The sequence below is a fragment of the Ensifer sesbaniae genome (genome assembly GCF_013283665.1).
GTDB classification, from domain to species: domain Bacteria; phylum Pseudomonadota; class Alphaproteobacteria; order Rhizobiales; family Rhizobiaceae; genus Ensifer; species Ensifer sesbaniae.
Window position 1 is genome coordinate 1,388,457 of sequence record NZ_JABEKU010000001.1, and the last position, 20,403, is coordinate 1,408,859.

Genomic DNA, 20,403 nt, shown 5'->3' on the forward strand with positions numbered 1-20,403 from the left:
AATGACGACTGTATTGCGTACGCTCTATCCGGAAATCGAACCCTATGCCTCGGGCCACCTCGATGTCGGCGACGGTCACGTGATCTATTGGGAAAAGGTCGGCACGCCAGGCGCCAAGCCCGCCGTCTTCTTGCATGGCGGCCCCGGCGGCACGATTTCTGCCAACCATCGCCGTCTGTTCGATCCGGCGCTCTATGATGTGACCCTGTTCGACCAGCGCGGCTGCGGCAGGTCGACACCGCATGCGAAGATCGAGGCCAACACCACGTGGCATCTCGTTGCCGACATCGAGCGGCTGCGCGCACAGGCCGGGGTCGACAAGTGGCTGGTCTTCGGCGGATCCTGGGGATCGACGCTTGCACTCGCCTATGCCGAGAAGCATCCGGAGCACGTTTCGGAACTCGTGCTGCGCGGCATCTATACGCTGACGAAAGCCGAACTCGACTGGTACTATCAATTCGGCGTCTCGGAAATGTTCCCGGACAAGTGGGAGCGGTTCGTCGCGCCCATCCCGGAAGCAGAGCGGCACGAGATGATGCACGCCTATCACCGTCGCCTGATGAGCGACGACAAGGCAACGCGCCTTGCGGCGGCAAAGGCCTGGAGCATCTGGGAGGGCGAGACGATTACGCTGCTGCCGGAACTATCGACCAGCGCTCCGTTCGAGGACGACGAGTATGCCGACGCCTTCGCGCGCATCGAAAACCACTTCTTCGTCAATGCCGGCTGGATGGAGGATGGCCAATTGTTGCGGGATGTTCACCGGCTTCACGGCATTCCCGGGGTTATCATCCATGGGCGCTACGACATGCCGTGCCCGGCGAAATATGCCTGGCAGTTGCATAGGGCCTGGCCCGGATCCGAATTGCATCTGATCGAGGGGGCAGGGCACGCCTATTCCGAGCCGGGCATTCTCGACCGGCTGATCCGCGCCACGGACAGATACGCATGCAAGACCGAGTAAGACCAAGCAAGAACAGAGCAGTTGGACGATTAGCCATGACCAGGGAACGCATCTACCTCTTCGACACGACGCTACGGGACGGGCAGCAGACGCCCGGCATCGACTTTTCGGTCGAGGACAAGATTGCGATTGCGAGCCTGCTCGACGGCTTCGGCATGGATTACATCGAGGGCGGCTATCCCGGTGCGAACCCGACCGACACCGAGTTCTTCACGAGCACGCGCACGCAGAAGGCATCCTTCGTCGCCTTCGGCATGACCAAGCGCGCCGGCGTTTCGGCGTCCAATGATCCGGGCCTCGCGGCACTGCTTGCCGCCAAGAGCGACGCGATCTGTCTGGTCGCCAAGAGCTGGGACTACCATGTCGAGGTCGCACTCGGCTGTACCAACGAGGAAAACCTCGACAACATCCGCGCTTCTGTCGAGGCCGTGGTCGCCTCCGGCCGTGAAGCGATGGTCGACTGCGAGCATTTCTTCGATGGTTACAAAACCAATCCGGCCTACGCGCTCGCCTGCGCGAAGACGGCTTTTGAAGCCGGCGCCCGCTGGGTCGTGCTCTGCGACACCAATGGCGGCACTCAGCCGCCGGAGGTACGCGAGATCGTCACCGCGGTGATCGCGGCCGGCGTGCCCGGCGCCAATCTCGGCATCCACGCCCATAACGATACCGGCCAGGCGGTCGCCAATTCGCTGGCCGCGGTCGAGGCTGGCGTGCGCCAGATCCAGGGAACGCTGAACGGCATCGGCGAGCGCTGTGGCAACGCCAATCTCGTCACGCTGATCCCGACGCTTGCTCTCAAGGAGACCTATTCCAGCCGCTTCAAAACGGCGATCGATGCCGATCGCTTGCAGGAACTGACGAAGCTCGCCCATTCGTTCGACGAGCTATTGAACCGTTCGCCGGATCAGCAAGCCCCTTACGTGGGCGCATCCGCATTCGCCACCAAGGCCGGCATCCATGCCTCGGCGCTGCTCAAGGATCCGCGCACCTATGAGCATGTCGCGCCCGAGAGCATCGGCAACCTGCGCAAGGTCATGGTCTCGGACCAGGGCGGCAAGGCCAATTTCATCAATGCGTTGAAGCGCCGCGGCATCGTTGTGAGCAAGGACGACCCGAAGCTCGACAAGTTGATCGCCGTCGTCAAGGAGCGGGAGGCGACCGGCTACGCCTATGAGGGGGCGGACGCGAGTTTCGCGCTGCTCGCGAGCCGTATCCTCGGCACGGTGCCGGACTTCTTCCACGTCGAAAGCTTCCGCGTCATGGTCGAGCGCCGCTTCGATGCGAACGGCAATCTGAAGACCGTGTCGGAAGCGGTGGTAAAGGTGGTGGTCGATGGCGAGACGATGATGTCGGTCGCCGAAGGGCACGGGCCCGTCAACGCACTCGACCTCGCGCTGCGCAAGGACCTCGGCAAGTACCAGTCGGAGATCGCCGATCTCGAGCTCGCGGACTATAAGGTCCGTATCCTCAACGGCGGCACCGAGGCGATCACGCGCGTGCTGATCGAATCGACCGATGGAACCGGCGCGCGCTGGTGGACGGTGGGCGTCTCCGACAACATCATCGACGCATCCTTCCAGGCGCTGATGGACAGCATCATCTTCAAGCTGCTGAAGAACCGGGACCATGTGGGCCTGATCGCTGCCGAATGACGTCAGCGGCAAGCTGAGACTGGGCTCGCTCCGGCGGCGTGATGAGTAAAACTCACCATCCCTTCACGGAAATGAATTGGTGCATAACCGGACATTGGGGTAGGACCCATTCACGGGAGCTTGCGCCGGCTGGTAAGCCGCGCCTTCCCTACAGCGCCGCGCGTCCCGTCAGACAGGTCGCTGTCGCACTTTGTATTGCTGCATGTTTTGCCCTTAAGTCGGAGGCGATTTAGGGAGACGGGCAGCAGAGATCGGAGAGCGGCTCGTTCCACCAAGGCTCGCCGGCAAACGCACCAGGAAAAGATGTTATGGCCGAGCCGAACGCGAAAGTACCCGCCGAAAACACCGATTCCGCGAAAGGCTTTGCCTTCGCGCTGACCGCCTATCTCCTTTGGGGCTTTCTGCCCTTCTTCATGAAGGCCGTCGCTCACATTCCGGCGCCGGAAGTGGTGGCGCACCGGATCGTGTGGTCGGTGCCGCTTGCGGGCCTGGTTCTGCTCTGGCTCGGGCGTACGGACGACATCAAGGTGGCGCTGCGCTCGCCGCGCATGCTGCGCATGGCGGCGCTGACCGCCGTGCTGATCACCATCAACTGGGGGATCTATGTATGGGCGATCGGTGCCGGCCGGGCGATCGAGACGGCGCTCGGCTACTACATCAACCCGCTGTTTTCGATCTTCCTCGGCGCGGTGCTGCTGAAGGAAAGGCCGAACCCGGCGCAGATGGTTGCGATTGCGCTCGCGGCCTCCGCGGTCGCCGTCCTTGCTTTCGACGCCGGTGGCCTGCCGTGGGTGTCGATCGGCCTTTGCCTGTCCTGGGGCTTCTATGCCTTCTTCCGCAAGACGCTGCCTGTCGGTCCGAACCAGGGCTTCTTCCTGGAAGTCCTGCTGCTCAGCGTTCCGGCGCTCGGCTATATAATCTGGCTCGAGGCGACCGGGCAGGGCCATTTCGGAGATACCGGCACGGCCGATATTCTCTGGCTGATGTCCTGCGGTGTCGTTACCGCCATTCCATTGATGATCTATGCCAACGGTGCCAAGTTGCTGCGCCTGTCGACGATCGGCATCATGCAGTATATCGCCCCGACGATGATCTTCCTGATTGCCGTTTTCGTCTTCCACGAGCCCTTTGGCACGGCAAAGCTCATTGCCTTCGGCCTGATCTGGGCGGCGCTGGTGATCTATTCGGGCGCAATGCTGGCGGAAAGCCGGGCGCGCCGGGTGCTGCAGGCAAGTCCCGCGGAGTAAGCTCGCAGTCGCTACAAATCAAAAGGCGCGTTGGTGGACCGCGCCTTTTTCCTTGTCGGTGCTTGCTGCCATCAAAGACGGGAGATGATCTCCGCCTCGCCCTCGCGGCCCTTGCCACCATTGGCAGCCGCCAGGATGGCCGGCACGATGTTAGCGGCATCGTCGACGACCAGTGGCTGCACGAGATGCGCCGTGTGCACGAAGCCTTCGTCACGCATGTGCTGCAGCAGGTCGAGCATCGGCCGCCAGAAATTGTTGATGTTGCCGAACACCATCGGCTTGCGGTGACGGCCGAGCTGCGCCCAGGTCATGATCTCGACGATCTCTTCCAGCGTGCCGATACCGCCCGGCAGCGCGACGAAAGCGTCGGCCCGCTCGAACATCGTATGCTTGCGCTCGTGCATGTCGGCGGTGACGATCAGCTCGTTGAGCTGGCCGAGTGAATGGCGGGTCGCTTCCTTATCCATCAGGAACTCAGGGATGATCCCGGTGACTTCGCCGCCGTTCGAAAGGACGCCGCTGGCGACGGCTCCCATGATGCCGCGCGTGCCGCCACCATAAACGAGGCGGAGACCGTGATCGGCAATCGAGCGGCCAAGTGCGCGGCCGGCTTCCATATAGGCATTGTCGCGTCCGGGCTGTGAACCGCAATAGACGCAGATGGATCGAATCGTGGTGCTTTCGGTGCTCATGCCTCCAAAAGACATTGCACCGCAGCAAGGGTCAAGAAAAATGAGGGGAAAGCCGGTTTTCCGCCGTTTGCCGGGTGGCCGGCAGCTTGTATGGCGAATCAGGAATCGCTAGCAATTTCAGGGATTGATTGAAGAAATCGGACGGTTGCTTGCTGTTGCGCTATAATGCATGGCGTTAGCCCGCACCGCAGGCCGATGAGAGGGCATGCGCGGAGTTCCGCTCCGCTCCGTGTGGAGAGTGGCATGATAAAAAATAGGGCCGGCTGGGTGGCCATTACTGTCCTCGTGGCAGCAACAGCGTTGATGGTATTCGTGGTGCAGCCGAACCTGCGTGGTGACGCCAAGAAGACGGCGGAAGAGCCGTCGGTAGGCAATGCGACACAGTCGACCGAAACCGCTTCTGGCCCGCAAGCGACCGAAGGTACGGCGAAGCCGCTGGACAGCAAGGCCGGTGAGGCCGCCGACGCGACGGCAAACGCTGCGGCGACGAACGCAGCCGCCGAAAACTCTGCCGTCCCCGGGTTCGACGTGTTGCGTGTGGAGCCTGATGGATCGACCGTGATCGCTGGGCATGCGCAGCCTGGTTCGAAGCTTGAGATCCTGAGCGGCGACGCCGTTGTCGGCACCGCCGATGTCGGCGCGACGGGCGACTTCGCAGCGGTGTTCGACAAGCCGCTGCCGGCCGGCGACTATCAGTTGACGCTGCGCAGCACCGGTGAAGACGGCGCCGTGAAGACCTCCGAGGAAGTCGCGACCGTTTCGGTTCCCAAGGACCCTTCGGGGCAGCTTCTCGCCATGGTGTCCAAGCCGGGTGAGGCAAGCCGCCTGATCACGACGCCGGAAGCGGCCAAGGGTGAAACCGCGCAGACAACCGACGGCAAGTCGGCGGAAGTCGCATCGCAGACGCCGCTGGCAACCGGCGACGCGTCCTCGGCACCGGCAAAGGCGGTTGGCGTTCCCGGCCTGCAGGTGACTGCGGTCGAGATCGAAGGAAGCAAGATGTTCGTCGCGGGCAGCGCCAAGCCGCATGCTCTGGTGCGTGTCTATGCGGATGAAAAGCTGATCGGCGAAATCAAGGCCGACGACAAGGGCAATTTCGTTGTCGACGGCGAGGTCGAGTTGACCGTGGGCAGCCACATCATCCGCGCCGACATGCTGAACGAGGATGGCACCAAGGTCGCCATGCGCGCATCGGTTCCCTTTGATCGCCCCGCCGGCTCCCAGGTTGCCGCAGTCGCGCCGTCGGGCACGCCTTCGGCGACGGCCGGCCTTGATGGCGTGCGCGCCGAGGCCGGTAAGGCGCTGGCCCTCTTGAAGGGACTTTATGCCAACGGCAAGGTGCCGAGCGGCGAGCAGCTTGCCGCAGCGCGTTCCGCGACGGAAATTGCACTGAAGTCGCTGGCGGATTTCCGGCTTGCCGACAGTTCCGATCAGGCGCTGGCGGCAGCCGCGTCGCGGGCTTCCAAGGCGGCAGCCGACGCGCTGACAGCCTTGAAGGCGGCGCCGCAGGATGCGCCAAGCGTTGCCTCGGCGCTTGCGAAGGTCGATGCGACCGTCGGACCGGTTCTGGCCGAGCGCGGCAGCGCGACGCCGGCCTCGGGCGGGCAAGCCCAGCTGAAGGACGCCCCTGCGCCGGGTGAGCTGGCGAAGGTCATGGGCGCAGGCAGCGCGGTGGCAGGCGACGCCTCGACGACGCCGGCGCAAGGGACGGAAGCCGCAGCCGCTGCCCCCCAGCAGGAAGGGCCGCAGACCGTCCAGCAGGAGCCGCTCAAGGAGAGCAAGTCCTCGGTGATCATCCGTCGCGGCGATACGCTGTGGCAGATTTCGCGGCGCGTCTATGGCGCGGGCTTGCGCTACACCACGATCTACCTTGCCAACCAGGACCAGATTGAAGACCCGGACCGCATTCGCCCGGGGCAGGTTTTCGGCGTGCCGGATAAGGCGTTGCCCGATGACGAATCCCGCGAGATTCATAGAAAGCACATGAAACACGAGCAATAGGCTGCCGATCGTCCGCCTGCACATTGCGGCGGCGGCGATGGATGCCTATCTCTCGATCCAGGGCGGCGCCTTCAACGAGGCGCCGCTTTTCATTGAACGGTGATGACGGCGTTGTTTGTCTCAGGCTATTGCCTCAATCGACCTCGATTTGAGGGCGAAGACGTGCAGCAAGTCAAAGTGCTACAGCGACCTTTGCGCGTCTGATAAGACGCGTGGCGTTGTAGAGGGAAAGTACGCTGCGGCAAGGCTCGTGAGGCTGTCGCGGCCGTCAAGCAGCGCGAAACGTAAGAGCGGATCAGAACGTGGCACCCCAGAAGAAAACTGTTTCGGCCGATACGAGCAATCCGCTGCAGACGATTGCCAATCTCTGGCCCTATATGTGGCCGAAGGACAGGGCCGACCTCAAGCTCCGGGTCATCTGGGCAACGGTCATTCTGATCATCGCCAAGGTCGTTCTGATCCTCGTTCCCTATTCCTTCAAATGGGCGACGGACGCGCTGAATGGCAAGCCGGACGTTATGGGCTTCCTGCCTGAGGTCCTGACCGGCGCCGTCATGCTGGTGCTTGCCTACAATCTGGCACGCTTGCTGCAGGCAGGACTGAATCAGCTCCGCGACGCGCTGTTTGCAAGCGTCGGCCAGCACGCCGTCCGCCAGCTCGCCTACAAGACCTTCGTGCATATGCACCAGCTCTCCCTGCGCTTCCATCTGGAACGGCGCACCGGCGGGCTTTCGCGCATCATCGAGCGCGGCACGAAGGGCATCGAGACGATCGTCCGTTTCACCATCCTGAACACCTTGCCAACCCTTATCGAGTTCTTGCTGACGGCCGTGATCTTCTGGTGGGGCTACGGCTTCGGCTATCTCTTCGTCACCGCAGTCACCGTCTGGCTCTATATCTGGTTCACAGTCAAGGCGAGCGATTGGCGCATCGCCATTCGCCGCTCGATGAACGACAGCGATACCGACGCCAATACGAAGGCGATCGACTCGCTCCTGAACTTCGAAACGGTCAAGTATTTCGGCAACGAGGACATGGAGGCCCGGCGCTTCGACAAGTCGATGGAGCGCTATGAAAAGGCGGCAACGCAGGTCTGGACCTCGCTCGGCTGGCTCAATTTCGGCCAGGCGCTGATCTTCGGTGCCGGCACGGCGGTCATGATGATCATGTCGGCGCTTGCCGTTCAGCGCGGCGACCAGACGCTCGGCGATTTCGTCTTCGTCAACGCCATGCTGATCCAGCTCGCGATCCCGCTCAATTTCATCGGCTTCGTCTATCGCGAAATCCGCCAGGGCCTGACGGATATCGAGCATATGTTCGACCTGCTCGACGTGCAGGCGGAAGTGGTGGATCGCCCCGATGCCGCCGAGCTCGTCATCGGCAAGGGCGCCATCGCCTTCAAGGACGTGCACTTCGCCTATGATCCGGCGCGACCGATCCTCAAGGGCATCACCTTCGAGGTGCCCGCCGGCAAAACCGTTGCCGTCGTCGGCCCGTCGGGTGCCGGCAAGTCGACGCTCTCCCGGCTGCTTTATCGCTTCTACGACGTGCAGCAGGGGGCGATCACCGTCGACGGGCAGGATGTGCGGACGGTGACGCAGAAGAGCCTGCGCTCGGTCATCGGCATGGTGCCGCAGGATACCGTGCTCTTCAACGACACGATTGCCTATAACATCCGCTACGGCCGGGCTTCGGCCAGCGAGGACGAGGTCGAAGCGGCGGCCGAGGCTGCCCAGATCGCCGGCTTCATCCGCACGCTGCCGGAAGGCTTCCATGCCATGGTGGGCGAGCGCGGCCTCAAGCTCTCCGGCGGCGAGAAGCAGCGCGTCGCGATTGCCCGCACAATCCTTAAGGCGCCGCCGATCCTGATCCTCGATGAGGCAACCTCGGCGCTGGACACCCGGACCGAGCAGGAAATTCAGTCGGCGCTCGATGTGGTCTCGCGCAATCGCACGACGCTGGTCATCGCGCACCGTCTTTCGACGGTGATCAACGCCGACGAAATCATCGTGCTGAAGGACGGCGTCATTGCCGAGCGCGGCACTCATGGCGAGTTGATCGGCCGCGATGGCCTCTATGCCTCGATGTGGAGCCGCCAGCGCGAAGCAACGCAGGCGGAAGAGCAGCTGAAGCGGGTGCGCGAAAGCGACGATCTCGGCATCGTCACGCGCGGCGAGCCGGCGGTCTGAGGATGTTTGCTGGTCGCGACGCATTTTGTCGCTCTGGGGCGGGTGGCGTTGCCCGCTGAGGCATTTCGCGGTAGTTCACGTTCCACGGAAAATCTGGAGTAGAGTTCATGAGCCTGGTCAATACGATCCGCAACACGCTCGTCCCGGTGCACAAGGAAGGCTATCGCTTCGTTGCGATCTTCTTCGTCGTGTCGCTGGTGCTTGGCTTCCTGTGGGAGCCATTGATGTGGATCGGCTTCGTGCTGACCGCCTGGTGTGCCTATTTCTTCCGGGATCCGGAGCGCATGACGCCGATCGACGACGATCTGGTGATCAGCCCCGCCGACGGCCGTGTTTCGTCGATCGCAACGGTCATGCCGCCGGAAGAGCTGAACCTCGGCTCGGAACCGATGCTCCGCATCTCGGTCTTCATGAATGTGTTCAATTGCCATGTGAACCGTGCGCCGATGGCCGGCACGATCACCCGCGTCGCCTATCGCGCCGGCAAGTTCGTCAACGCCGACCTCGACAAGGCCAGCCACGAGAACGAGCGCAACGGCCTCGTGATCGACACGAAGCACGGCGCGATCGGCGTCGTCCAGATCGCCGGCCTCGTTGCCCGCCGCATCCTCTGCTGGAAATATGAAAACGGCTCGCTGGACGCCGGCGAACGCTTTGGCCTGATCCGCTTCGGCTCGCGCCTCGACGTCTTCCTGCCTGCAGGAGCCGAGCCGCGCGTCAGCGTCGGGCAGACTGCCGTAGCGGGTGAAACCGTGCTTGCCGAATTCGGTTCGGCCAAGGGCCCGGTCGTCAGCCGTCGCGCATAAGGAGTGCATATGGAAGGCCCTGAACAGGAAAAACCGGCCGAACCGCTGAAAGTCGGCGGTGACGCGAGCGGTTCAAATGACACCGGTCGCGGCCCTCGGCTGCGCGAGATACCGCTGCGCCTGATGATCCCGAACCTGATCACGGTACTGGCGATCTGTGCCGGTCTCTCGGGCATTCGGCTTGCCTTCGAAAACCGCATCGAGCTTGCCGTTGCCATGGTGTTGCTTGCGGCCTTTCTCGACGGCATCGACGGCCGCGTCGCGCGCCTCCTGAAGGCAACGTCGAACTTCGGCGGCCAGATGGACTCGCTCGCCGATATCATCAATTTCGGCGTTGCACCGGCGCTCGTGCTCTATGTCTTCATCCTGGATCAGGCCCGCTCGATCGGCTGGATCGCGGCGCTGATTTACGCGATCGCCTGTGGCCTCAGGCTTGCGCGCTTCAACGTCATGGCCGAGCGGCAGTCCAAGGCGCCGTGGCAGTCGGAATATTTCGTCGGCGTGCCGGCGCCGGCCGGCGCCATGCTGGTCCTGCTTCCGGTTTATCTCGGCCTCCTGGGCCTGGCGCCGGAGCGCATCTTCGCGCTGATTGCATCGGGTTACACCGTGTTGATCGCCTTCCTGCTGGTCAGCCGCCTGCCGGTCTGGTCCGGCAAGTCGGAAAACAGCCGCGTGCGCCGCGATCTCGTCCTGCCGGCCATTCTCGGTGTCGTCTTCTATGTCGCGACGCTGATGACCTACACGTGGGAGACGATGGCGGTGACGGCGCTTGGCTACCTGATCACGCTGCCTTTCGGCGCGCGCTCCTGGCAGCGAAAATATGGCGGCGATTGGCCTGCCCACCCATCGACGGGCGGCGATGGCCTGCCCGGTGACAAGGACTGACTGAGGTTCAGCTCAGCTACAAAGGAAAAGGCCACCGTGGCGACACGGTGGCCTTTTCCGTTTGGGTAAATCCTCGAGGATTACTCCGGCATCCGGTAGTCGACGATCTTGTCTTCGCGGACGATGTAGAGCTTGCCGGTCTCGGTCTGCTGCGGACCGACGAGCGGCAGAAGCTTGGCGGCGACTTCCGAAGGATGCGGCACGGTCTCCGGATCCTCGCCGGGCATCGCCTGCGCGCGCATCGCCGTGCGGGTGGCGCCGGGATCGACGGAGAGGATGCGCAGCGGCAGGCGCTGCGTCTCGCCGGCCCAGGTGCGGGCAAGAGCCTCGACGGCCGCCTTCGACGCGGAGTAGGGGCCCCAGAAAGGTTTGCACTTGTGCGCGGCGCTGGACGACAGGATCAGCGCGCGGCCGGCATCCGACTTGATCAGCAGCGGCTCCAGCGAGCGGATCAGCCGCCAGGTGGCGGTAACGTTGATATTCATAACCTTCTCGAACACCTTCGCCTCGACGTGGCCGATCGGCGAGATCGTGCCGAGGACGCCGGCATTGGCGACCATGATGTCAAGCTTGCCCCAGCGCTCGTTGATCGCGCCGCCGAGCTTGTCGATCGCTGCCATGTCGGCAAGGTCGAACGGCACCAGCGTCGCCGAGCCGCCCGCGGCCTTGATCGCGTCGTCGAGTTCTTCGAGCCCGCCGACGGTGCGCGCGCAGGCGACGACATGGGCACCGGCCTTGGCCAGTTCGAGAGCGGTGAAATAACCGATACCGCGCGATGCGCCGGTGACCACGGCCACCCGGCCTTTGAGATCGATCGTCATGTTATTGTCTGATTATCCGTTGCTGGCGAGAACCGAGAGTTTGCGGACATTGCTGGCGCCTTCCTGGTCGAGAAGGCGGGTCGGATAGTCCCCGGTGAAGTAGTGGTCGGTGAACTGCGGCGCCTTGGGATCGCGCTTTTCGCCACCGACCGCCTCATAGAGGCCATCGATCGACAGGAACTCGAGCGAGTCCGCGCCGATGTAGCGGCACATGGAGGCAAGGTCGGCATGCTGGTTGGCGAGCAGCTTGTCGCGATCCGGCGTGTCGATGCCGTAGAAGTCCGGATGGAAGATCATGGGGCTCGCGACGCGGATATGCACTTCGCGCGCACCGGCGTCCCGCATCATCTGCACGATTTTCACCGACGTCGTGCCGCGCACGATCGAATCGTCGACCAGAACGACGCGCTTGCCGGCGATCATTGCGCGGTTGGCGGAGTGCTTGAGCTTGACGCCGAAGGCGCGGATCTGCTGCGTCGGCTCGATGAACGTTCGGCCGACATAGTGGTTGCGGATGATGCCGTATTCGAACGGAATGCCGCTCTGCTGGGCATAGCCGAGGGCAGCCGGCGTGCCGCCGTCCGGCACCGGAACGACCACGTCGGCCTCAATCGGCGATTCTTTCGCGAGGTTGATGCCCATGTTCTTGCGCGACACGTAGATGCTGCGGCCGCCGACGACCGAATCCGGCCGCGCGAAATAGACATATTCGAACAGGCAGAGGCGCTCGGGCTGCGTTATCTCGGGCTTGCGCGCATCGATGGTGATCGAGCCGTCAGGCTGGATCTCGCAGATGATCACTTCGCCATTCTCGACGTCGCGAACGTAAGTTGCGCCGATGATGTCGAGCGCGCAGGTCTCGGAGCAGAAGATCGGCTTGCCATCGAGCTCGCCCATGACGAGCGGGCGGATGCCGATCGGGTCGCGTGCTGCGATCAGCTTGGTGCGCGTCATCGCCAACATCGAATAGCCGCCTTCCATCTGGCGGATGGCGTCGATGAAGCGGTCGGAGGAGGAGGCCTGCTTGGAGCGGGCGATCAGATGCAGGACGACTTCGGTGTCGGAGGTCGACTGACAGATAGCGCCGTCGGCGATCAGTTGCCGGCGGAGGGTGAGGCCATTGGTGAAGTTGCCGTTATGGGCAATTGCGATGCCGCCGACTTCGAGCTCGGCAAAAAGCGGCTGGACGTTGCGCAGCGCCACTTCGCCTGTCGTCGAGTAGCGCGTGTGGCCGATCGATATGAAGCCCGGCAGCTTCGCCAGCGTCGCCGGATCGGTATAGTGGTCGCCGACGAGGCCCATACGCTTTTCGGTGTAGAACTGCTTGCCGTCGAAGGTGACGATGCCGGCCGCTTCCTGGCCGCGATGCTGGAGCGCATGCAGGCCGAGCGCCGTCAGCGCCGCCGCGTCCGAATGCCCCAATATGCCGAAGACGCCGCACTCTTCGTGTAGCGTATCGCCTTCGAGTTCATCGTGGATTTCCATGGATCTCAGATCGGTCATCACAGTCGCCTTTGCTCCGTACCGGTGCGCATATCGTGATCAGGCCCGCCGTCTTCAAGCGATCTTAGCTGAAAACGGCTGCAAGCGTTATTCCCCAAAAGGACAAAGCCCGCGGGGCGGGCTTTGTCGGCAAATCGTTCCTGTCTCAGCCGTTGGTGGCCGGTGCGTCGTCGGCAGGCGCCTGCTCCGGCGTCGTCGACGGTGCCTGGCCGGGGTTGGCCGCCGGCGCTTCGCCTTCACCTTCGCCGGTCGTGTCCTTGCCGCGCAGGCGGTCGAGAATGGTGGCGTCGGCTTCTTCAGGCAACAGCGCGATCAGCTTGTTGCCGAGATTGTCGAGCAGCGGCTTCGATTTCGCCTGGGTGACCCAGGTCGGCTGCTGCTGCGGAGCCACGAGCCAGTTGAAGAACAGCATGGCGACGACCACCAGAAGGATGCCGCGGGCGGCACCGAACAGGAAGCCAAGGGTGCGGTCGAGCGCGCCGATGCGGCTGTCGATGATGAAATCGGCAATCCGCATGGTGATGAAGGAAATGATGATCAGCGCGACCAGGAAGATCACCGCCGCCGATCCGATCAATGCGACGGTATCGCTGTTGGTGTACTGCTTGGCGTAGGGCAGAAGCTGCGGGTAGAGGAAATAGGCGGCTGCGGCCGCACCCACCCAGCTCGCGACCGAGAGCACTTCGCGCGAGAAGCCTCGAACCATGGCCAGGATTGCGGAAAACAGGGCGACGCCGAGAACGATACCGTCGAGAATTGTAATGGGCATTTTGTCCTTACTCCGGACCCGGTTCGTCCGGGTCTCCTCAAGCCTATCCGCCATCGGCCCTGCCTGATGTTACAGCGCCGCGCGTCTCATTAGACGCGCAAAGGTCGCTGTACCACTTTGATGTGCTGCATGTTTTTGTCCTTTGATCGGCTACGATCAAAGAACACATGCAGTAGGGCATTTGCAGCCTTTTCGCGGCCCCTACAGCGCCGCGCGTCCTTTCGGGCGCGCAAAGGTCGCTGTAGCACATAGACCTGCTGCCTAGTTTTGCCCCTAAATCGATTCCGATTTAGGGAACCATGCAGTAGCGGCGGTCTGCGGCATCCGCTTCCTCAGTCTGCCTCTTCCACCGGCCTTAGCGCGTTTCGCGATCCCGCGATGCGCGCCACCAGATCCGGCAAACTCTCCATTTCGCTCCATCGGCCATTGCCGTTTTTCGGCAATTCGGTGGAAGCGGATGGCAGCACCGCCTGCGAGAACCCGAGTTTCTCGGCTTCTTTAAGGCGTTGTGCGGTATGCGCAACCGGCCGGATGGCTCCCGACAAGCTGACTTCGCCGAAATAGACGCAATCTGCTGGAAGGGCAAGCCCGGCAAGCGACGAAACCAGTGCGGAAGCCACAGCTAGATCGGCGGCCGGCTCCGAAATGCGGTAACCGCCGGCGATATTGAGATAGACATCGTGCTGGCCGAGCCGAACGCCGCAATGGGCCTCGAGTACGGCGAGGATCATCGACAGCCGGGCGGAGTCCCAGCCGACGACGGCGCGCCGCGGCGTGCCGAGCGAAGTCGGCGCGACGAGGGCCTGGACTTCGACGAGAACAGGGCGCGTGCCTTCCATGCCGGCAAAGACAGCCGCGCCCGGCGATTTCTCGTTTCGCTCGCCGAGAAACAGCTCGGACGGATTGGCCACTTCGCGCAGGCCCTTGTCGGACATCTCGAAGACGCCGATCTCGTCGGTCGGGCCGAAGCGGTTCTTGACGGTGCGTAGAATGCGATAGTGGTGACCGCGGTCGCCTTCGAAATAGAGCACCGCATCGACCATGTGCTCGACGACGCGCGGGCCGGCGATCTGCCCCTCTTTGGTGACATGGCCGACGAGAACGACGGCGGTTCCCGTCTGCTTGGCAAAGCGGATCATCGCCTGCACGCCGGTCCGAACCTGGGTCACCGTGCCGGGCGCCGAATCGACGATGTCGCTCCAGAGCGTCTGGATCGAGTCGATGATGACGAGGTCCGGACGTTTGCCATCGGCGAGCGTCGCGAGGATGTCCTCGACATTGGTCTCCGCGGCAAGCAGCACGTCGCTGTCAGCCGCACCCAGGCGCTGCGCACGCAGCCGCACCTGCGCCACCGCCTCTTCGCCGGAGACATAGATGACGCGGTGCTTGCGGCGCGATAGTGCTGCGGCCGCCTGCATCAGCACCGTCGATTTGCCGATCCCGGGATCGCCTCCGACGAGCAATGCCGAGCCGCGCACGAAACCGCCGCCGGTCACCCGGTCCAATTCCGAAATTCCGGTCTGGACGCGGGGTGCATCTTCGATATCGCCCGAAAGCGTGGTGAGCGCCACCGGGCGTCCCTTCTTCGGCGCGCGCGACGGACCGCCGCCGATGCCGGCCGTCGGATCCTCCTCGACAATGGTGTTCCACTCGCCGCAGCCTTCGCATTTGCCCGCCCAGCGGGTGTGGACGGTGCCGCAGTTCTGGCAGATGAATTGTGTGCGGGCTTTCGCCATCGGCATCGACTTTCGAAATCTGGAGGGCCACCGGCGGCCGCGCGGGGCGATGCCGTTGATGACGGGAGAATCACCTTTGTCGTCACATAATGCCGCGAAACGCGGAACAAAAGGTGAATTTTAGCGAGAGCCGCAGGGAATTTGCGGCAAAGCCGCGTCAGGCGGCGCCGACATAGTTCCTGATGTAGCGATGTCCGAGGCTGGTCAGCAGTTCGTAGCCGATCGTACCGCCGGCGCGCGCAACGTCGTCAATGGCGATGTTGCGGCCGAAGAGCTCGATGTAATCACCCGGGCGTGCGGCACCTGCCGGAAGGTCGGTGACGTCGAACAGGCTGAGGTCCATGGTGACGCGCCCCACATGCGGCACGCGTTTGCCGTGCAGGAAGCCGAATGCCCCTGACGGAGTTGCCTGCCGCAGAGTCACGCCGCCGCCGGAGACGGAGCGATGGTAGCCATCGGCGTAGCCGACGGCGACGGTGGCGATGCGGCTGTCCCTGTCGAAGCGGGCGGAGGCGCCGTAGCTGGCCGTACCTCCGGCGGCAACTTCGCGAATCTGGATGATCCTGGCTTCGGCGGTCACGACAGGCGTCATCGGGTTGACGGCATCGTTGACCGCCTCGCCGCCATAGACGGCAATGCCTGGTCGGGTGAGCTCGAAGTGATAGTCGGCGCCCAGGAAGACGCCGCCGGAATTGGCAAGGCTGGCATCGACACCCTCGTACGCAGCGGTTGCCTCGCGGAAACGCGCGAGCTGGTAGGCGTTCAACGGATGCTGCGGTTCGTCGGCGCAGGCGAGGTGGCTCATGACCAAGACGGGAGAGAAGCTTGCGGGCCGCGCCGGGTCGTTGGCAAGCGCCACGGCGGCCTCGACCGAGAGGCCCAACCGGTTCATGCCGGTATCGACATGCAGGACGCAGGGGTGATCACCGCGTTCGGAAAGCGCGGCCATGAACACCGCAAGCTGCTCCTCGGAATTGATGATGGGCACGAGATCATTGTCGAAAAAGAGCTCTTCGTTTCCCGGCCACATGCCGGCGAGAATGTAGATGCGGCCCTCCGGAACGAGTGGCCGCAGCTCGGCACCTTCCTCGGCATTGGCGACGAAAAAGTCGCGCGCGCCGGCCGCATAGAGGGTGGGGGCGGCGTGTTCGATACCGAGCCCGTAGGCGTTCGCCTTCAAGACCGCTGCCGCCCGCGCCTTGCCGGAGAGGGCATTCATCGCCCGCCAATTGTCGGCAAGCGCACCGAGATCGATGGTGAGGCGGTTGGAGGCGGAAAGGAATTCGGGAGGAAGCATGCCGGACACTCTGCGTGGACGATACGAAGAGCAATACAGCCAACGGCCCATGGTCGCAAATGCTCGCCTGTCGCACGTCCACGCGGGCTGTGTCGGGAACCAAGCACTTTTGTGCAAGACGGGGTCGCCTCGGACCACTATGTTTCCCGCATGCAGACGATTTCGCAGCAACAGGCCATCGATGACACGCCGATTGAGGGCGCCGAACGCACGCGCTTCTGGCGGGATGCTCGTTTCATGGGGATGGAATGCCTGACGGCGACCTTCATCACCCACGAATTCGCGCCGCATGCGCACGAGACCTTCAGCATCGGTGCGATCGAGGCGGGTTCGCAGATCAGCAAGATCAAGGGCGAGCGCTCGGAAGCAGGACCTGGGTTCTTCTACCTGATCAATCCCGACGAGATCCACGACGGTCATCCCGGCGGCAGCGGCTATCGCTACCGCATGGTCTATCCGAGCGCCGAGCTTTTGGTGAACATCATCGAGGACGTGACCGGCCGCTCCTTCAAGGGAACGCCGTCCTTCTCGAAACGTGTGCTGCAGGATCCGGACCTCGCCTTGTCCTTTCATCACGCGCACCGAACGCTCGAGCTGGCGGGCGGTCAACTCGAGGCCGAAGAGAGAATGTTCGGCGTGCTTGCGGCGATGTTCGAGAGGCACGGCAGTACGATCATCACCCCGATCGAGACGCGCGAGCAGTCCGCCGTGCATCGGGTGCGAGACTATTTGGTCGAGAATTACGTTGAAGACGTCGGGCTCGAGGAGCTGGCCAAGGTCGCAGGGCTCAGCCGCGCGCACCTGATCCGTGCCTTCCGCAAGGAGTTTCACATCACTCCGCATGCCTTTTTGACCGACAAGCGCGTGCGTGCTGCCAAGACCTTGCTCAGGCATGGCTGGTCGGCGGTGGATGCGGCCTATCAGTGCGGCTTTGCCGATCAGGCGCATTTCAGTCGCCACTTCAAGGCGCGCACCGGGGTGACTCCGGGCGCCTTTCGCGCCGGCTAAAGCGGGATGAGGAAAGGTGCGTGCGGTTTTTCCGCCCGCATCCCGCTGTTACTCATGGGAGCAATCACTTTCGTTCAATACGGGAGCCGCTCCAGCCTTTAGACGTTCTCCGTTTCGCGCAAATGGAGCCAGCGACGTTGCAGGTAAGAAGTGCATTTCAAGAATTTCGCGCCGCGGCGATCGCGATGACGCCGCTGATCGTCGCCGTCATGCCGATCGGCTTGGTGTTCGGTGCAGTGGCGGCGGCCAAGGGGCTGACGCCGGCGGAGGTGACGCTGATGAGCGCGCTGGTCTTTGCCGGCGGGTCGCAATTCGTCGCCATGGATATCTGGACGCATCCGGCCTCCTGGGCTGCACTCGGTTTCTCGGCCCTGCTGGTCAACATCCGCCATGTGCTGATGAGCGCCTCGATCGGCAGCAAGCTCGACAGTTTCTCCGGGCCGGCGCGCTATGCCTCCATGCTGCTTCTCGCCGATGAAATCTGGGCCATGGCCGAGATGCGCGCGAGCAATGGCAAGCTGACGCCCGCCTGGTATGCCGGCCTGGCCGTGCCCTTCTACTGCGCCTGGGTGCTGACGAGCCTGACGGGCGCGATGCTTGGCGCCCTGCTCGGCGATCCGAAACTCATCGGTCTCGACTTCGCCTTCCCGGCCGTTTTCATCATATTGGTCATGGGCTTTTGGAAGGGGCGCGAAACGGGCGCCGTGCTGGCCGCAAGCGCTTGTGCGGCGGTGGTCACGCATCAGTTGCTGCCGGGGGTGTGGTATATCGCGGCCGGCGCCGCCGCCGGCGTCGTCGTGGCCGTGCTATCCGGCGGACGCAAGGAGGCCCACGCATGACCGTCGATCTCGACGCACTGCTTGCGATCCTGGCCATGGCAGTCGCGACTATCGCGACCCGCATCGGCGGCCTTATTCTGATCCGCTACGTGACGATCGGAGAAAACCAGAAGCGCGCCCTCGAAGCCATTCCGCCAGCGGTTCTGATGGCGGTCATCGCTCCGACGGCACTGGTCACCGGCCCCTCCGAAACGATTGCGGCTGCCGCGACGGCCGTTGCCGCAACCAGGTTGCCGCTCTTGGCATCCGTTGCCATCGGGGTGATTTCGGTGGCACTGTTGCGTCAGGTTCTGGGTGGTGCCTGGTAAAAGGTTGGACCGTCGCGCCTGGGCGGCTCACTATGAAGTGAGAGCGGGATGGGAAACCGCAAACATTTTTCCCATCCCGCTCCGGCCGCCCCCACGGAACTTTAGTGTTCTTCGTACTGGCTGAAGGAAGGATCGGCGAGGTCGGCGAAACGCGTGTATTCCGACTGGAATGCGAGCTTCACGGTACCGGTCGGTCCGTGGCGCTGCTTGGCGATGATCACATCGGCCGTGCCCTTCACCTGCTCCATCTTCATCTTCCACTCTTCGTACTTCGGGTCGAACTCGTCGCGCGGCTCCAGGTTCTTCACGTAGTATTCCTCACGGAACACGAAGAGCACCACGTCGGCGTCCTGCTCGATCGAGCCCGATTCACGAAGGTCGGAGAGCTGCGGGCGCTTGTCTTCGCGGCTTTCCACCTGACGGGAGAGCTGTGACAGCGCGATGATCGGAACGTTCAGTTCCTTGCCGAGCGCCTTGAGGCCCGTGGTGATCTGGGTGATTTCCTGCACGCGGTTGTCGCTGGATTTGCCCGATCCGGTCATGAGTTGGATATAGTCCACCACCAGGCAGTCGAGGCCACGCTGGCGCTTCAGGCGTCGAGCGCGGGCGGAAAGCTGGGCGATCGAGATACCACCGGTCTGGTCGATATAGAGCGGCACCTTCTGCATCATCTGAGAGCAGGCGACGAGCTTTTCGAAATCGGCCTCGGAAATGTCACCGCGGCGGATCTTCGACGAGGAGACCTCAGTCTGCTCGGAGATGATACGGGTGGCGAGCTGTTCGGACGACATTTCGAGCGAGTAGAAGCCGACGACGCCGCCATTCTTCGCCTTGAACGAACCATCCGCCTGGACTTCGGGCTCGTAGGCGGCAGCGATGTTATAGGCGATGTTGGTGGCAAGCGAGGTCTTGCCCATGCCCGGACGTCCGGCGAGCACGATCAAGTCCGAGCGCTGCAGGCCGCCCATGCGGGCGTCGAGCGAATGGATGCCGGTCGAGATGCCGGAGAGGCTGCCGTCGCGTTCGAAGGCGGCACCGGCCATGTCGATCGCGAGTGCCACGGCATCGTTGAACGACTGGAAGCCGCCGTCGTAGCGGCCGGTTTCGGCCAGTTCGAACAGGCGGCGTTCGGCGTCCTCGATCTGGCCCTGGGGCGGCATGTCGAGCGGCGCGTCATAGGCGATGTTGACCATGTCCTCGCCGATCGTGATCAGCGAACGGCGAAGCGCCAGGTCGTAGATCGCCCGGCCATAGTCTTCCGCATTGATGATCGACACGGCTTCGGCGGCAAGGCGTGCGAGGTACTGGGCAACCGTCAGGTCGCCCACCTTCTCGTCGGCCTTCAGGAAGGTCTTGATGGTGACCGGGTTCGCGGTCTTGCCCATGCGGATGATGTCGCCGGCGACCTCGAAGATCTTGCGGTGCAGCGGCTCGTAGAGATGCACCGGTTTCAGGAAGTCCGAGACGCGGTAAAAGGCGTCGTTGTTGACGAGGATCGCGCCGAGCAGAGCCTGTTCGGCCTCGAGGTTGTTCGGCGCCTCGCGATAGTGCTGGTCCACCTGATCGTTGCTGATAGGGGATAGCTTTCGCGCCGCGTCGTTCATGTCGTTTTATCTCTGCCTCTGTCTGGTGTGGAACCGGTTTGCGATCTGCCGCGAGCCGGGTCAAGTGCAGGCGGGACACACT

17 protein-coding genes are annotated in these 20,403 nt (G+C 63.2%); 10 read left to right on the plus strand and 7 right to left on the minus strand.

The genetic code is table 11. The features are described 5' to 3' along the window. Position 1: 1 nt before the first annotated feature. From pip to rarD, 3 genes are all read left to right on the plus strand, one after another. Complete coding sequence (gene pip / locus BHMPCIPO_RS06710) at positions 2-964, plus strand: prolyl aminopeptidase (RefSeq protein WP_173516038.1); 963 nt, start codon at positions 2-4, stop codon at positions 962-964. A 35-nt stretch (positions 965-999) separates the two neighbouring features. Next, positions 1,000-2,616 carry a citramalate synthase gene (cimA, locus tag BHMPCIPO_RS06715; protein ID WP_173516039.1) on the plus strand — a complete coding sequence of 539 codons (1,617 nt, stop codon included), beginning with the start codon at positions 1,000-1,002 and terminating at the stop codon, positions 2,614-2,616. 308 nt (positions 2,617-2,924) lie between these two features. Further along, positions 2,925-3,863 carry an EamA family transporter RarD gene (gene rarD, locus BHMPCIPO_RS06720; protein WP_173516040.1) on the plus strand — a complete coding sequence of 313 codons (939 nt, stop codon included), beginning with the start codon at positions 2,925-2,927 and terminating at the stop codon, positions 3,861-3,863. A gap of 71 nt (positions 3,864-3,934) precedes the next feature. Here rarD and BHMPCIPO_RS06725 read toward each other — a convergent pair whose 3' ends face one another. Then, on the minus strand, positions 3,935-4,555 hold the full coding sequence (locus tag BHMPCIPO_RS06725) for an LOG family protein (protein ID WP_173516041.1): 621 nt from the start codon (positions 4,553-4,555) through the stop codon (positions 3,935-3,937). Between the two features lie 243 nt (positions 4,556-4,798). Here BHMPCIPO_RS06725 and BHMPCIPO_RS06730 point away from each other — a divergent pair, with 243 nt between their 5' ends. The 4 genes from BHMPCIPO_RS06730 to pssA all read left to right on the plus strand — a co-directional run bounded on the left by BHMPCIPO_RS06730 (position 4,799) and on the right by pssA (position 10,436). Beyond that, positions 4,799-6,556, plus strand: a complete 1,758-nt coding sequence (locus BHMPCIPO_RS06730; protein ID WP_173516042.1) for a LysM peptidoglycan-binding domain-containing protein — start codon at positions 4,799-4,801, stop codon at positions 6,554-6,556. A 302-nt stretch (positions 6,557-6,858) separates the two neighbouring features. Beyond that, complete coding sequence (locus tag BHMPCIPO_RS06735; protein ID WP_173516043.1) at positions 6,859-8,745, plus strand: ABCB family ABC transporter ATP-binding protein/permease; 1,887 nt, start codon at positions 6,859-6,861, stop codon at positions 8,743-8,745. 107 nt (positions 8,746-8,852) lie between these two features. Then, positions 8,853-9,551, plus strand: coding sequence for a phosphatidylserine decarboxylase (locus tag BHMPCIPO_RS06740; protein WP_173516044.1), 699 nt, complete (start codon positions 8,853-8,855; stop codon positions 9,549-9,551). A gap of 9 nt (positions 9,552-9,560) precedes the next feature. Next, positions 9,561-10,436: a CDP-diacylglycerol--serine O-phosphatidyltransferase gene (gene pssA, locus BHMPCIPO_RS06745; protein ID WP_173516045.1), complete on the plus strand. Its 876-nt coding sequence runs from the start codon at positions 9,561-9,563 to the stop codon at positions 10,434-10,436. 80 nt (positions 10,437-10,516) lie between these two features. On the opposite strand, the gene BHMPCIPO_RS06750 is transcribed toward pssA, so the two are convergent. The 5 genes from BHMPCIPO_RS06750 to alr form a co-directional block, all read right to left on the minus strand. After that, positions 10,517-11,257, minus strand: a complete 741-nt coding sequence (locus BHMPCIPO_RS06750) for an SDR family NAD(P)-dependent oxidoreductase (RefSeq protein WP_173516046.1) — start codon at positions 11,255-11,257, stop codon at positions 10,517-10,519. A gap of 12 nt (positions 11,258-11,269) precedes the next feature. Continuing rightward, positions 11,270-12,760, minus strand: a complete 1,491-nt coding sequence (gene purF / locus BHMPCIPO_RS06755; RefSeq protein ID WP_173516047.1) for an amidophosphoribosyltransferase — start codon at positions 12,758-12,760, stop codon at positions 11,270-11,272. A gap of 145 nt (positions 12,761-12,905) precedes the next feature. After that, positions 12,906-13,529 (minus strand): CvpA family protein, encoded by a 624-nt coding sequence (locus tag BHMPCIPO_RS06760; protein ID WP_173516048.1) that lies wholly within the window; start codon positions 13,527-13,529, stop codon positions 12,906-12,908. Positions 13,530-13,861: 332 nt separating this feature from the next. Continuing rightward, complete coding sequence (gene radA / locus BHMPCIPO_RS06765) at positions 13,862-15,265, minus strand: DNA repair protein RadA (RefSeq protein ID WP_173516049.1); 1,404 nt, start codon at positions 15,263-15,265, stop codon at positions 13,862-13,864. 157 nt (positions 15,266-15,422) lie between these two features. After that, a complete protein-coding gene (gene alr / locus BHMPCIPO_RS06770; RefSeq protein ID WP_173516050.1) occupies positions 15,423-16,562 on the minus strand; it encodes an alanine racemase in 1,140 nt (379 codons plus the stop codon). Between the two features lie 150 nt (positions 16,563-16,712). On the opposite strand from alr, the gene BHMPCIPO_RS06775 reads away from it, so the two are divergent. From BHMPCIPO_RS06775 to BHMPCIPO_RS06785, 3 genes are all read left to right on the plus strand, one after another. Next, positions 16,713-17,570, plus strand: coding sequence for an AraC family transcriptional regulator (locus BHMPCIPO_RS06775; protein ID WP_173516051.1), 858 nt, complete (start codon positions 16,713-16,715; stop codon positions 17,568-17,570). Positions 17,571-17,755: 185 nt separating this feature from the next. Further along, positions 17,756-18,409, plus strand: coding sequence for an AzlC family ABC transporter permease (locus tag BHMPCIPO_RS06780; protein ID WP_173516052.1), 654 nt, complete (start codon positions 17,756-17,758; stop codon positions 18,407-18,409). Beyond that, a complete protein-coding gene (locus tag BHMPCIPO_RS06785) occupies positions 18,406-18,717 on the plus strand; it encodes a branched-chain amino acid transport AzlD family protein (RefSeq protein WP_173516053.1) in 312 nt (103 codons plus the stop codon). The genes BHMPCIPO_RS06780 and BHMPCIPO_RS06785 overlap by 4 nt, the downstream gene beginning before the upstream one ends. Positions 18,718-18,818: 101 nt before the next feature. On the opposite strand, the gene BHMPCIPO_RS06790 is transcribed toward BHMPCIPO_RS06785, so the two are convergent. Further along, positions 18,819-20,321 (minus strand): replicative DNA helicase, encoded by a 1,503-nt coding sequence (locus tag BHMPCIPO_RS06790; protein ID WP_173516054.1) that lies wholly within the window; start codon positions 20,319-20,321, stop codon positions 18,819-18,821. Positions 20,322-20,403 lie beyond the last annotated feature (82 nt).